Genomic DNA, 14,062 nt, shown 5'->3' with positions numbered 1-14,062 from the left:
CCAGCCTACTTGTCAGCCGACGGCGAGACAACGACTGCTTTGGGTGAACGATTGGCTAAGTTCCATGGCAAGATATCGTCATCAGCTGTCATCCATGCGTGAACGCCGCGCTTTTGTGTCGAGTGTTCGACCAAGCCTAACGAGATCCCAGCGTCCGCTGGGATGACGAAGGAGCGGCAATAGCTATCTGTGGAAGCAGTTACGGTCGAGCCACCAAAATGGCCTTAACCCGGATAGCGATTTACAGAATCCGGGTATCAGTTCACCAAGATCAGAACTTGAACACGGTGCCCAGATAGACGGCCTGGTTATCCTGCCGCTCGTCGGTCATCGGGGTCAGGCGGCCGATGACGCTGTTGTTGTAGCGTAGGCCAGCGGTGACGTTCAGGTTGCGCGTCAGCGAGTAGGAGCTGGCGAGGTCCAGCGAATAATCCTTGTCCGCATTGGGGCGCACAGCCGTGCCCGGATCGCGGCGGCTTTCGATCATCACCTTGGTGCTGAAACGATTCTTGTTTCCCTGATCCAGCGAGAAATTCTTTGCGCCAGCCATCTGCTCGATCGAAACCGGGTCCAGTTCCTTGCGGCCCACAGCCTCTGGCAAAGCGAATTTGCGCCAGTTATGCGCATTGTTCAGGCTGAAGGCGACGGGGGCGATGCCGACCGGGTCGATCGTGCGGCTGACCGTGACGCGATCGTTGAGATCGGCGGCGCGGACCATCACCGTCACCGAACGCTGCCCGCTGAGCGAGCCGCTGGTGGGTGTGAAGCGGAAATTCTGACGGCCAGCCGACGCTGCGATCCGGGCATAGGCGGCAGCCAGGCGCGGGTCCTTGGTCGTCGGGGTGAAGGAGGAAATGCTGCCCAGAGCGCCAAGCGACACGGGCACGTCGGCGCGTAGCCGGGCAAGATCGGTCGCGGCGCCAATAGCAGGAGACAGCATAAAGCCAGCGACGGCAACTGCCGCGCTTGCCAATGCCAAATATCCCCTATTCATGCGCATAACGCGAATCTCTTCCCCACCGACTTATTTTCAAAACTTGTACACCCGTCGAGCCGCGATGGGTAGTACGTCATGACCTTTTTGTCCGGGCTGTTGCACGGAACACACAGAGTCCAAAACGCGGCTGGCGGCCAAGCGTTGCAACTGCTGCCACGGCCCCCTTGCCCATTGCGACGGCTTCTCTATAGAAGCGGGGCGTTTTTCTTCAATATGGGACATGCCCTGATGGTCCGCCGCCTACCCGCTTCTATTTCCGCCGGTCTGCTGCTGGCCGCGCTTTTGCCGCTCGCTGCCTGCGGCGGCGGGGCCAAGGAACGTCCCAAGGCCGATCTGGCCGCGTCCAAAGTGACGACGATCGGCGTCAACAGCTATTTGTGGCGCGCGACGCTGGACACGCTGTCCTTCATGCCGATGGTGCAGACCGATTCCAACGGTGGCGTGATCGTGACGGACTGGTACGCCAATCCGAACACGCCCAATGAACGGATGAAGCTGACCGTGTCGATCCTGGACCAGGACCTGCGCGCCGATGCGCTGCGCGTCGCGGCCAGCCGCCAGGTCAATCAGGGCGGCCAGTGGGTCGATGCGCCGGTGCAGGCGGCGACCGTGCAGAAGCTGGAAGAGATCATCCTGACCAAGGCGCGCGACCTGCGCCGCATGGCGATCGCAGGCTAAGCCCTTCCTTTCATCCAATTTCTTGAACAACAAAGGGGCTGGGCTTGGAAGAGCTCAGCCCGCATGCATTTTGGGGACGTGAACAGATGCAAAGGCGCTTCAACCCGCTTGAGGCCGATGCCCGCTGGCAGGCCGTTTGGGACGAGAAGCAGACGTTCAAGGCGTCGGATACGAGCGACAAGCCGCGTTCCTATGTGCTGGAGATGTTCCCCTATCCGTCCGGGCGCATCCATATCGGTCATGTCCGCAACTATTCGATGGGCGACGTGCTGGCGCGGTTCCGTCGGATGACGGGGCATGAAGTGCTGCATCCGATGGGTTGGGACGCTTTTGGCATGCCCGCCGAGAATGCGGCGATGGAAAAGAAGGTGCATCCGGGCGACTGGACCCGCTCCAATATCGCGACGATGCGGGCGCAGCTGAAAAAGCTGGGCTTTGCGCTGGATTGGAGCCGGGAACTGGCGACCTGCGAGCCGGATTATTATGGGCAGGAGCAGGCGCTGTTCCTCGATATGCTGGAAGCGGGGCTGGTTTACCGGAAGGAAAGCGCGGTCAACTGGGACCCGGTCGATATGACCGTGCTGGCCAATGAGCAGGTGATCGACGGCAAGGGCTGGCGATCCGGTGCGCTGGTCGAGAAGCGCAAGCTCAGCCAGTGGTTCCTCAAGATCACGCAATTTGCCGATGATCTGCTGAGTGGGTTGAAGACGCTGGATCAGTGGCCCGAAAAGGTGCGGCTGATGCAGGAGAACTGGATCGGCAAGTCGGTCGGTTTGCAGTTCCGGTTCAAGCTGGACGAGGCGGTGGACGGCATTGGGGAGCTGGAGGTCTTTTCGACCCGGCCCGATACGATCTTTGGCGCTAGCTTTGCGGCGATTGCGGCGGACCATCCGATCGCTTTGGCGCTGGAGGCCAAGGATGCGGGTCTGGCTGCGTTCGCTGAGGAATGCCGTCATAGCGGCACCGCCGCTGCGGAGATCGAGACGCAGGAGAAGAAGGGCTATGACACCGGGCGGTCGGTGATCCATCCCTTTACGGGTCGCAAGTTGCCGTTGTTCGTCGCGAATTTCGTGCTGATGGAATATGGCACGGGCGCCGTTATGGCGGTGCCGGGGCATGACCAGCGCGACCTCGACTTCGCGCGCAAATATATGCTGCCGGTCGACCGCGTGGTCGCGGCCGAGGGTGATGAGGACAAGGGTATCGGCGACGAAGCCTATGCCGGGCCGGGCCGCCTCGTGAATTCGGACTTCCTCAACGGCATGAGCGTCGAGGATGCGAAGGCTGAGGTGATCCGCCGTGCCGAGGGCGAAGGCTGGGGCAACGGCACGACCGTGTTCCGCCTGCGCGACTGGGGCGTGTCGCGCCAGCGCTACTGGGGGACGCCGATCCCGGTGATCCATTGCGAGGATTGCGGGGTCGTGGGCGTGCCCAAGGATCAGCTGCCCGTCGTGCTGCCGGAGGATGTCAGCTTCGACATTCCGGGCAATCCGCTCGACCGCCATCCGACATGGAAGCATGTCGATTGCCCGAAGTGCGGCAAGGCGGCGCGGCGTGAGACCGATACGTTGGATACTTTTGCGGACTCCAGCTGGTATTTCATCCGCTTCGCCAGCCAGCCCAAGGACAAGCCCTTCGATCGCGAGACGGTCGAGAAGTGGCTGCCGGTGGGGCAATATATCGGCGGCGTGGAACATGCGATTTTGCATCTGCTCTACGCGCGGTTCTGGACGCGGGCGCTCCAGCATATGGGGCAGTTGGGCTTTGCCGAGCCGTTCACGGGTCTGTTCACGCAGGGCATGGTGACGCACGAGACGTACAAGTCGCCCGAAGGCACGTGGCTCGCACCGCAGGACGTGGCGCGGCAAGGTGAAAAGATCGTTATGGTCGATGGCGGTGGCCCTGTGACGGTGGGCCGCGTCGAGAAGATGTCCAAGTCCAAGAAGAATGTCGTCGATCCCGATGACATCATCGCCCAATATGGCGCGGACGCGGTGCGCTGGTTCATGCTGTCCGACAGCCCGCCCGAGCGCGACCTGCCTTGGACGGAGAGCGGCATCGAAGGGTCGTGGCGCTTCATCAACCGGCTTTGGAGGCTGTTTGGAGAGGCGGACAAGGCGGCCGAGGGTGACGACAAGGCGCTGGACCGCAAGCTGCACCAGACGATCGACGGCATCGCCAAGGATATCGAGGCGCTGTCCTTTAACAAGGCGGTGGCGAAGATCTACGAACTGACCAACGCTGTCGAGAAGGCGAAGCCTTCGGCGAGCCGTAGCGCGGCGATCCGGGCGCTGGCGCTGCTGGTCGCGCCGATGACGCCGCATCTGGCCGAGGAAGCCTGGGCGGACATGGGTGAGGAAGGCCTGATTGCCGACGCAGCCTGGCCGCAGGTCGATCCGGCGCTACTGGTCGAGGATGAGGTGACGATCGCCTGCCAGGTCATGGGCAAGCTGCGCGACACCATCACCGTGCCCAAGGGGACGAGCAAGGATGAGCTGGAACGGCTCGCCCTTGCGGCGCCCAATGTGGCGCGGACGCTGGATGGCGCGACCCCGACGAAGGTGATCGTGGTGCCTGACAGGCTGGTCAACCTAGTCATTTAACAACGAACCGTTCGCCCTGAGCTTGTCGAAGGGCTCTCTTTTCTTCAAAAGAAGAACAGGGCTTCGACAGGCTCAGCCCGAACGGGTAGAGAGTGTCCCATGAAGCGCATTTTGCCCCTGCTCGCTGCCACCGTCATCCTCTCCGCTTGTGGTCTGCGTCCCGTCTATAGTGGCGGCAGTCATGGCGCGGTCGCGCAGAAGCTGGGCAATGTCGAAGTTGCTCCGATCGAGGGGAAGGGCGGCTGGCTGGTGCGCAATGCGCTCAACGACCGCCTGTCCGCAATGAGCGGTGCGGGACCAAGCTACAGGCTGGTGGTGAAGCTGGATGACCAGATCAGCGGCTTTGGCTTGCGCGCTGACCAGGCGATTACGCGCGAACGGCGGACGTTGCGGGCGCGCTATCAGTTGATCGATGCGGCCACCGGGGCGCAGGTGATCGACGATACGGCGGGGTCGGACGCGGGCATCGACGTGACCTCCAGCGAATATGCGACCATCGCGGCGGAGGATACAGCGCTGGAACGGCTGTCGCAGACGATTGCGGACCAGATCGTATCCCGGCTGGCGCTGTTCGCGGCGAGGGACCAGCAGCGTTGAAGGCTAATCGCGGCCAGATTGAAAAGGCACTGGACGCACCCCCGGCCGATATCCGTTTCTTCCTGCTCTACGGCCCCGATGAGGCGGGGAGCGCGGCGCTGGGCAAGCGGCTTGAACGGGCGATGGGGCCGGAGGCGGAGCGCGTCGATCTGGATGGGCAGACATTGCGGGACGATCCCGCCCGGCTGGCGGATGAGGCCGCGTCCTTTTCCATGTTCGGTGACCGGCGCTGGATACGCGTCAATGGCATGGGCGAGGAGTCGCTGCCCGCGGTGACGGCATTGTTCGAAGCGCTGGCGGCAGGCAATCCTGTGATCGCTACCGCAGGGGCGCTGAAGGGTACGTCCAAGCTGCTGAAACTGGCGCTCGACAGTCCGCTGGCCATGGCGTTCGCCTCCTATCAGCCGGATGCGCGGGAGGCGGAGCAGATTGCCGTCGCGATCGCGCGCGAAGGGGGACTGCGCCTGCCCGCCGAGTTGGCGAAGCGGATAGTGGACCTTGCCAATGGCGACCGCGCGTTGATGGGCGGTGAGATCGAGAAGCTGATCCTTTATCTGGACGCTGCGCCCGATCGGCCAGCCGAGGCGACGGCGGAAGCGCTGGACGCCCTGTCGGCCGACAATCCCGATTCGGACGCGGCGCCGCTGGTCAATGCCGTGCTGGGGGGCGACCTGCGCGCCATGCATCGGGAACTGGGGCGTCTGGCTGAGGCAGGGACCGCGATGGCGGCGGTGCTGCGTCCGCTTCTGACCCGTGCGATGCTGCTCGCCAATATCCGTTCGTCCTTCGATGACAGCGGACGGCTGGAGGGAGCGGTCGAAGCTGCGGGCAAGCAGGTGTTCTGGAAGGAAAAGGGCGTCGTCACCCGGCAGGTGCGGCTGTGGGACGCGCATGGCATAGCGCGGGTGATCCAGCGGCTGGCGCAGGCGGAGCGCGCGAGCCGGTCGGGCAGGGGGCTTGGCGACCTGATGGTGCGCCATGAACTGCTAGCCATTGCGCGGCAGGCGGCACGGGAGCGCTAAGCGCTTGATCGCAGGAAGTCGCGTCGCCATATTGCGGCCATGGACAAGCTCAACCTGACCGACGCCGAATGGCGCGAGCGCCTTTCTTCCGACCAATTTCATGTGTTGCGAGAGGCGGGGACGGAGCGGGCCTTTACCGGCAAATATAACAGCAACAAGGCTGACGGCGTCTATTTTTGCGCCGGTTGTGGGGCTGAATTGTTCGATGCCGAGGAAAAATATGACAGCGGCTCTGGCTGGCCGAGCTTTACCGCACCGGTCGACATCGACGCGGTGGAGGAGATTCGCGACAGCAGCCACGGCATGATCCGCACCGAAGTGCGTTGCGCCAAGTGCGAAGGGCATTTGGGCCATGTCTTTCCCGATGGTCCGGGCGTCAACGGCCTGCGCTATTGCATGAACAGTGCGTCGCTGGACTTCAAGCCGCGCAACGAGGTTGAATAATCATTCATCGCCGGTAAAGCGTCGCTTCTCTTGAGAACCAAGATCACAGGGTTGTCAGCGTCCGTTTTGCGCTGGTGGCTTGATCCCTTAGCGCGTATCCGGGCGATGTAGATGGCACGAGCAGGCAAGAGCAAGGACACGCCCGGGGGCGCGAAGCGGTGGCTGATCCGGGGCATCAAGTTCGGACTGGTCGCGACGGTGGGCGCTTTGTTCGCGATCGTCGTGGCGGTGGTGATCGCCTACCAGTCGCTGCCCGATTATGAATCGCTGAAATCATCGCCCAATGGACAGATGATCCGTGTCCATGCCGCCGACGGCAGCGTGATCGTGTCGCTGGGGCCGAGCTTTGGCCGCTGGCTGTCCTATGACCAGATACCGACGGTGATGGTCGATGCGATGGTTTCGACGGAGGACAGGCGCTTTTACCTGCATCCCGGCGTCGATCCGATCGGCATGGCGCGCGCGACCTGGGTGGCGTTGGAGAATCGGGGCAAGGGCCGCCGCTGGCAGGGTGCGTCGACCATCACCCAGCAGGTGACGCGCAACATCTTCCTCAACAACAGCTATAGTTGGGGCCGCAAGGTTCGGGAAATGATCCTGGCGCTGGCGCTGGAGCGGAAATTTTCCAAGCGGCAGATTTTGGAGCTGTACCTCAACAAGGTGTATTTCGGCGGCGGCGCCTATGGCATCGACGCCGCAAGCCGTAAATTCTTCGGTCATCCTGCCGCGGCGCTTAGTCTGCCGGAAGCGGCGATCATCGCGGGGCTGGTGAAGGCGCCGTCAAGCTATTCGCCCACCGCCGATGCCGAAGCGGCGATCGGCCGTGCGGGCGTCGTGCTGGAACTGATGCAGGAAAATGGCGCGATCAGCGCGGCGCAGCGGGCGAGTATCGACCTGAACGACGTCAAGATGGCGCCGGAGCCTCCGCAAAACAGCGTGCGTTACTTTACCGACTGGGCATTGCCGCAGCTTGATGTGCTGGTGGATGAGCCCAATGAACCGCTGGAAGTCTATACCACCATCGATCTGGGCATGCAGGAGGCAGCGACGGCGGCGATTCAGGCCAACGTGCCGGGGGGTGCGCAGGGGGCGTTGGTTTCGCTCGATCGCGATGGCGCGGTGCGGGCGATGGTCGGGGGGCTCGACTATGTGACGTCCAACTATAACCGGGCGACGACAGCCACGCGACAGCCGGGTTCGGCTTGGAAGATATTCGTCTATATGGCGGCGCTGGAGGCGGGATATACGCCTGATACCGGTGTCACGGACAAGCCGGTGACGATCAACGGATGGAGCCCACGCAACAGTTCGGGCCGCTATTCTGGCGACATCGATGTTCGGACGGCCTTCGCTTACTCCATCAACACGGTTGCGGCGCAGTTGGGGGTCGAAGTGGGCTTTCCGACCGTGGCGGACATGGCGCGGCGCTTTGGCGTGACGACGCCGATCAATACGCATCCCTCAATGGTGCTGGGCACGTCCGACGTGCGCCTGATCGACATGACGCGCGCCTTTGCGTCCATCGCGCGCAAGGGCGTGGCGGTGACGCCCTATGGCATCACCAAGGTGACAACGGCCGATGGGCGGATGCTCTACCAGCATCAGGATGATACCAGCCGGGTGCTTGTCGCGCCCTGGGTAGCGGCGGGGATGACGGATCTGATGCAGACGGCGGTCAGCACGGGCACGGGCAAGGCGGCGCAGATTGGCAGGCCGGTCGCGGGCAAGACGGGCACCACCAGCAGCAACAAGGATGGATGGTTCCTGGGCTTTTCCAGCGGGATCACGACGGGCGTCTGGATGGGCAGGGACGATGCGCGGCCGGTGGGTGTTTTGCAGGGTGGCCGCGCGCCCGCGCACGCCTTTGCCGACTATATGAAGGTCGCCGTTGGCCGCCGCCCGGTCGAGCAGTTCGAGACGCAGGTGACGCTGCCCGAATGGCAGTTGGAGCCCGACGACGAGGCCTATTATGGCCAGCCCGATAATGGAACGGGTGGGGGCATGATGGTCGATGAAAATGGATTGCCGATCAGTCAGGACCCGCAGCAGCAGCAGCAGGATCAGGAGCCCCAGCAAGACGATCAGTCGGTCGATCAGGCGCCTCCTGCCCGGACGGCGCCGCCAAAGCTGGACCAGCAATGGATCGATCAGGTGCTCGGCCGCGACAGGCAGCGGACTGCGCCGCGCTAGGGTATTGATCCCTAAATCGGCACTCCCCCCGTTACCGTTCGCCCTGAGCCTGCCGAGGGTTCTGCTTCCCTTTAGAAAGAAGAGGGCTTCGACAAGCTCAGCCCGAACGGAGTTGAGTGATGGAGATAAGGGTAAGAGGCTCTAAAGTGCTCTAACCGGCTTGACGGGGCGCTCCGGCAAAGCGCCGAGGATCAAGCGCGCTGGCGTCCGGCATCAGGAAATCGACCTTGCCCCGGCCGAAGTCGATGGCGACGCGATCGAACATTCTGAGGGCCTGAATGCCCAGTAGCAGGGTCGGCTTGTCCTTCAGCCCAAGTTCGCTGAACGGCTGGGCATCGGCGAACATGACTGGCAGGTCGGTCAAGACGATGGGTCCCATGCGGATCCTGCCGATGCGTCCAAGCTGACCCGTCAGGGTCTCGCCGGTTACGCTCATCAGGCTGATCTCGCTCATCGCCGGGGCGCGTTTCTTGCGGATCAGTTTGTCGCGCAGGGCGAGATTGCCAACGCTTAGATGCGTGCCGGTGTCGAGGATGATGTTGACCTTCAACCCGTTGGCGTCGGAATGCAGCAGGATCAGCTGCCCCTTGCGGCGCCGTGCCTCGACGATGATGGCGTTGGGGTCCCGCCATGAGGGACGGCTGGCGCCGATTTCCATTCGGCCGGTGCGGAAATTCAGGAGGAGGCGCTTGGCATGCAGGCTGTCGAGCCCGAGCAGCCCAGCCGCGCCGAGATGGTCCCCCTCCAGCACGGGCGCTTCGATGTCATCGACCGTTTCCGCGCCATAGCCGAGCCGCGGAACAGCGACGGTGCGCGTTTCCTGGCGACCCGCCATGCTGACGATGGTGACATGGCGGCGGGCGGGCAGGGAGAGGCGATCGGCAAGATCACGGGAGATGACGGTGCGCTGCGATCCGGTATCGACGATGAAGTTCCAGGGGCCGCGTCCATCGATGTGGATGGGGATGGAGACGCGGTCGTCACTGGTTGAGAGGGTGCGGACCACGGCGGGCGGATCGGCCGCAGGGACCGGCTGCCCCGCGGCGGGCGGGCACATCATCAGCATGGCCATTGCAGGGACGAGATAAGGCCTTCTCATACCCTTCGCCTCTTCAGCTAGAGCGCCAAGTCATAGCATGGATCGTCAAGGCCGGTCCATTGCCGCAACTGCTGCACCATTTGCCGACGAAGGCGGCGGGAGCCAGCATTTCCAGCAAGGCAGGGCCAAGCGACACCTTGACTTTGGGGGGGGCTGATCGCTAAACGCGGACGGTCTATCCCGGCCGTCCAGCGCCGGAGTCCCGTGTTTTCCATACCGGGCGACTCTCCTTTTTCGTATTTCCAATCTTCATCTCTCGTCATCGGACTTAAGTCGAATGCACCTTAAAGACCTCAAGAAGAAATCACCCGCCGACCTGGTCACCACGGCGGAAGAACTGGGCGTCGAAGGCGCATCGACCCTGCGCAAACAGGACCTGATGTTCGCGATCCTCAAGGCTGAGGCGGAAAATGGCGAGCAGATCATGGGTGAGGGCACGATCGAGGTGCTGGCCGATGGCTTCGGCTTCCTGCGCTCGCCCGAAGCGAACTTCCTTGCCGGTCCCGACGACATTTATGTGTCGCCCAATCAGGTCCGCAAGTTCGGCCTGCGCACGGGTGATACGGTGGAAGGCGAAATCCGCGCGCCCAAGGATGGCGAGCGTTATTTCGCGCTGACGAAGCTTATCTCCGTCAACTTCGATGACCCGGATGTCGTCCGGCATCGCGTCAACTTCGACAACCTGACGCCGCTCTATCCGACCCAGAAGCTGGTGCTCGACACGCTCGACCCCACGGTCAAGGACAAGTCGGCCCGCGTCATCGACATCGTCTCGCCACAGGGCAAGGGCCAGCGCGCCCTGATCGTCGCGCCGCCGCGCACCGGTAAGACCGTCCTGCTCCAGAACATCGCCAAGGCGATCACCGACAATCATCCCGAAGTCTTCCTGATCGTCCTTCTGATCGACGAGCGCCCGGAAGAAGTCACCGACATGCAGCGTAGCGTGAAGGGCGAGGTGGTTTCCTCAACCTTCGATGAACCCGCGCAGCGGCACGTCCAAGTCGCCGAAATGGTGCTCGAAAAGGCCAAGCGCCTCGTGGAACATAAGAAGGATGTGGTGATCCTGCTTGATTCGATCACCCGCCTCGGTCGTGCCTACAATACCGTCGTGCCCTCGTCGGGCAAGGTGCTGACGGGCGGCGTTGACGCCAATGCGCTTCAGCGTCCCAAGCGCTTCTTCGGTGCGGCGCGCAACATCGAAGAGGGCGGTTCGCTCTCCATCATCGCGACGGCCCTGATCGACACTGGCAGCCGCATGGACGAAGTCATTTTCGAAGAGTTCAAGGGCACCGGCAACTCGGAAATCGTGCTGGACCGCAAGGTCGCGGACAAGCGCATCTTCCCGGCGCTGGATGTCGGCAAGTCGGGTACGCGCAAGGAAGAGCTGCTGGTCGACAAGGCCAAGCTATCCAAAATGTGGGTGCTGCGTCGCATCCTGATGCAGATGGGCACCGTCGACGCAATGGAGTTCCTGCTCGACAAGATGAAGGATTCCAAGACCAACGAAGATTTCTTCGATTCGATGAACCAGTAAGCGGAGTTATATCAGGCCGTTATGATCGACCTTCTTACGACTGCCGCCGCTGCCGCGCAGGGTATGGGTTCGCCCGCCGATATTTGGGGGCACATCGTCAACGATTTCAGCAATATCGGTTCTCCGGCTGCCTTGTCGGCCTTTGGCCAGGTGCTGATGATCGACATCCTGCTGGCTGGCGACAATGCGATCGTCGTGGGCGCATTGGCGGCGGGCCTGCCGGTGCAGCAGCGTCAGCGCGTCATCATGATCGGTATCATCGCCGCATTGGTGCTGCGTATCGGTTTTGCCCTGGTCGTGACGCAGTTGATGCAGATCGTCGGCCTGATCCTGGCTGGTGGCCTGCTGCTGCTGTGGGTCAGCTGGAAGATGTGGCGCGAACTGCACCCGAAGCGGGGTGCGGACACGCCGGACGATCCCAGCGACGATGACATATCGGGGCTGCGTCCCGCCAAGAGCTTCGCAGCCGCCGCTTGGGCTGTCGCCGTTGCCGACGTGTCGATGAGCCTGGACAATGTGCTGGCCGTCGCGGGTGCGGCGCGCGATCACCCTGGCATCCTGATTATCGGGCTTATCCTGTCGGTTGCCCTGATGGGTATCGCGGCGAACATCATCGCCAAATATATCGAGCGTTTCCGGTGGATCGCTTATCTGGGTCTGGCCGTCATCATCTATGTCGCCGTCAAGATGATCTATGAGGGTATTATCGACCATCAGGTCGGCATTCTGACCCTCTTTGTGTGATTGAGGCGAGCAGGGGCGGGCTTGAGCCCGTCACCTGCTCAACCCGTTTCAGACTTCTTCAGCGCGCCTATGGCACCAGGATGGTGCTACCGACGGTCTGTCGCCCTTCCAGCGCGCGGTGGGCGTCAGCAGCCTCCGAAAGGGCGAAACGCTGGCCGATATGGGCGCGAACGACGCCCCTCAACATGCGATCGAACAGGCGGTCACTGACATGTTTCAGTTCCTCCTGCGTCACGATATAGTCGAACAGGGTGGGGCGGGTCACATAGAGGGACCCAGCGCGACTGAGTTCCAGCAGGCTGACCGGCGGTACTGGGCCAGACGCATTGCCATAGCTCACCATCATGCCGCGCCGCCTGAGCGAGCCAAGCGAAGCGCTCCAGCTATCCTTCCCCACGCCATCATAGACGACGTCCACGCCATGACCTTCCGTCAGGGCGCGCACCCGGTCGGCGAGGTCCGGTAACGGGCAGTGTAGGCTGTGATCCGCTTGCACGGTTGCGGCCTTTTCTGCTGAACCGCTATGGGCGATGACCACGACGCCCTTGTCCCGAAGCCAAGGCACCAGCACGGAACCTACGCCACCCGCGGCTGCATGGACGAGAGCGACCTGACCCTGCCGCAGCGGCAATATATCCTCCGCAAGGAAGCAGGCGGTCATGCCCTTCAGCATCATCGCGGCGGCTTCATCCGTGCCGATTTCGTCTGGAATCCTTATGACGCGGTCGGCGGCGACCGTGCGATGGGTGGCATAGGCGCCCATGCCGCCCGCCGAGCCTGCCTTATCGCCGATCGCCAGCCCGCTGACACCCGGTCCCAAGGCCGCGACATAGCCCGCGCCTTCGACTCCGAGGGTGAGGGGGAGCGATGCTTCGTAGAGGCCCGACCGATGATAGGTGTCGATGAAGTTCAAGCCGATTGCATCTTGAGCGATCAGCACCTCACCCTCGGCCGGAGGCGCGGGATCGAAATACTCCCGCTCGATCACCTCCGGACCACCGGTCGCGCGGACGATCATGCGCCAAGCTCGTGTCATGGGCGGCGCGTCGGTCAGAGATGCGTGGCGAAGAAGTCGGCCGTGCGCTGATCGGCCAGTTGCGCGGCATCCTCGACCCGGCGCGCGCCCATTTCAGCGGCGAAGCCATGGTCCAGCCCCTCATAATCGTGAAGGGTTACATGGCGATTGTCCTTCAGGCCGTCATGCATCGTCTTCTGGACTTCCGGCGGCACGAATCCGTCAGCGGTGGGGATGTGCAGTAGGACGGGTTTGCCGATCGCATGCTGCTCGCCCAGAAGATTGTCGATGCCCACGCCATAATAGCCGACAAAGGCGTCGCCATCCGTCCGGCAGGCGGCCATGAAGGTCAGTCGCCCGCCAAGGCAATAGCCGACCACGCCGACCTTGCCTGTGCCACTCAGTTCGGCCCGAGCGAATTTGATCGCTGATTCAATGTCGTAGATGGCGAGGTCCTGATCCAGCTTTTGCATGTGGCCGATTGCCGCCTGAAATTGTTCCGGAACGTCTGCATCCAGTTCGACATGCGCGGTGTCGCGCCAGAACAAGTCGGGAGAAACCGCCAGATAACCTTGGGTGGCCCAATTGTCGCATTTGCGGCGAATGCCTTCATTCACGCCGAAGATTTCCTGAATGACGATAATCGCCCCGCGCGGGGTTCCGTCGGGTCGAGCGACATAGGTGTCGAATTGCGCATCGCCCTCAAGGGTCGAAATCGGCGTAAATGATCCCATGGCGGATGTCCTTTCGTTCGCTGCACTGTGTTTGAGGATAAGCGGCTTTTGCAGAACCGCCAACGCTGCTGTGCCCAAATTATTTGCGTTCAGGGGCCATGTTGCGGCATGACGACGATCGCTGGCAATTGAAGGTGCGCAGGATGAAAGTAACGGTCGACGTAGATTGCACCCCAACCGAGGCGCGGGCCTTTCTGGGCCTGCCCGATGTCACACCCATTCACGACAAATATGTGAAAACCATGCTGGACAGCTTTGACGGCATCGCCAGCGCCGAACAGATGGAAACGATGTTCAAGAGCTTTTCTCCTCTGGGGGACGCGGGGATGCGCCTGTTCCGGCAGATGATGGACATCGGCCTTTCTGGCGTTGCTGGGAAGAATGGCGACAAGTCCTGATCCGTTA

General features: G+C 62.4%; 13 protein-coding genes. 9 read left to right on the top strand and 4 right to left on the bottom strand.

The genetic code is table 11. The features are described 5' to 3' along the window. Nucleotides 1-271: 271 nt before the first annotated feature. Nucleotides 272-1,000: a hypothetical protein gene (locus ACYU81_RS07400; protein WP_460987050.1), complete on the bottom strand. Its 729-nt coding sequence runs from the start codon at nucleotides 998-1,000 to the stop codon at nucleotides 272-274. Nucleotides 1,001-1,225: 225 nt separating this feature from the next. On the opposite strand from ACYU81_RS07400, the gene ACYU81_RS07395 reads away from it, so the two are divergent. From ACYU81_RS07395 to ACYU81_RS07370, 6 genes are all read left to right on the top strand, one after another. Beyond that, a complete protein-coding gene (locus ACYU81_RS07395) occupies nucleotides 1,226-1,675 on the top strand; it encodes a DUF3576 domain-containing protein (RefSeq protein ID WP_460987049.1) in 450 nt (149 codons plus the stop codon). 86 nt (nucleotides 1,676-1,761) lie between these two features. Beyond that, a complete protein-coding gene (leuS, locus tag ACYU81_RS07390; protein WP_460987048.1) occupies nucleotides 1,762-4,278 on the top strand; it encodes a leucine--tRNA ligase in 2,517 nt (838 codons plus the stop codon). A 99-nt stretch (nucleotides 4,279-4,377) separates the two neighbouring features. After that, nucleotides 4,378-4,875, top strand: coding sequence for an LPS assembly lipoprotein LptE (gene lptE, locus ACYU81_RS07385; protein WP_449474515.1), 498 nt, complete (start codon nucleotides 4,378-4,380; stop codon nucleotides 4,873-4,875). After that, entirely contained in the window at nucleotides 4,872-5,897 is a 1,026-nt protein-coding gene (gene holA / locus ACYU81_RS07380) for a DNA polymerase III subunit delta (protein WP_460987047.1), read from the top strand. Before lptE ends, holA begins: the two co-directional genes overlap by 4 nt. Before the next feature lie 39 nt (nucleotides 5,898-5,936). Then, nucleotides 5,937-6,341 (top strand): peptide-methionine (R)-S-oxide reductase MsrB, encoded by a 405-nt coding sequence (gene msrB / locus ACYU81_RS07375; protein ID WP_460987046.1) that lies wholly within the window; start codon nucleotides 5,937-5,939, stop codon nucleotides 6,339-6,341. 111 nt (nucleotides 6,342-6,452) lie between these two features. Continuing rightward, a complete protein-coding gene (locus ACYU81_RS07370; RefSeq protein ID WP_460987045.1) occupies nucleotides 6,453-8,531 on the top strand; it encodes a transglycosylase domain-containing protein in 2,079 nt (692 codons plus the stop codon). 151 nt (nucleotides 8,532-8,682) lie between these two features. On the opposite strand, the gene ACYU81_RS07365 is transcribed toward ACYU81_RS07370, so the two are convergent. Further along, a complete protein-coding gene (locus tag ACYU81_RS07365; protein WP_460988133.1) occupies nucleotides 8,683-9,603 on the bottom strand; it encodes a retroviral-like aspartic protease family protein in 921 nt (306 codons plus the stop codon). Nucleotides 9,604-9,907: 304 nt separating this feature from the next. Here ACYU81_RS07365 and rho point away from each other — a divergent pair, with 304 nt between their 5' ends. Continuing rightward, entirely contained in the window at nucleotides 9,908-11,164 is a 1,257-nt protein-coding gene (gene rho / locus ACYU81_RS07360; protein WP_449474510.1) for a transcription termination factor Rho, read from the top strand. 21 nt (nucleotides 11,165-11,185) lie between these two features. Next, on the top strand, nucleotides 11,186-11,908 hold the full coding sequence (locus ACYU81_RS07355; RefSeq protein WP_449474509.1) for a YjbE family putative metal transport protein: 723 nt from the start codon (nucleotides 11,186-11,188) through the stop codon (nucleotides 11,906-11,908). 67 nt (nucleotides 11,909-11,975) lie between these two features. On the opposite strand, the gene ACYU81_RS07350 is transcribed toward ACYU81_RS07355, so the two are convergent. Both ACYU81_RS07350 and ACYU81_RS07345 read right to left on the bottom strand, forming a co-directional pair. After that, nucleotides 11,976-12,944, bottom strand: coding sequence for a quinone oxidoreductase family protein (locus ACYU81_RS07350; RefSeq protein WP_460987044.1), 969 nt, complete (start codon nucleotides 12,942-12,944; stop codon nucleotides 11,976-11,978). Between the two features lie 14 nt (nucleotides 12,945-12,958). Continuing rightward, nucleotides 12,959-13,657 carry a dienelactone hydrolase family protein gene (locus ACYU81_RS07345; RefSeq protein WP_460987043.1) on the bottom strand — a complete coding sequence of 233 codons (699 nt, stop codon included), beginning with the start codon at nucleotides 13,655-13,657 and terminating at the stop codon, nucleotides 12,959-12,961. A gap of 143 nt (nucleotides 13,658-13,800) precedes the next feature. Between ACYU81_RS07345 and ACYU81_RS07340 the strand changes: the two genes are divergently transcribed. Next, nucleotides 13,801-14,055 (top strand): DUF6489 family protein, encoded by a 255-nt coding sequence (locus tag ACYU81_RS07340; RefSeq protein WP_196226641.1) that lies wholly within the window; start codon nucleotides 13,801-13,803, stop codon nucleotides 14,053-14,055. Nucleotides 14,056-14,062: the final 7 nt, after the last annotated feature.

This window comes from Sphingobium sp. TomTYG75, from assembly GCF_054771635.1.
Note: the sequence above shows the minus strand (reverse complement) of the source record. Positions and strands in the feature narration are given on the sequence as shown.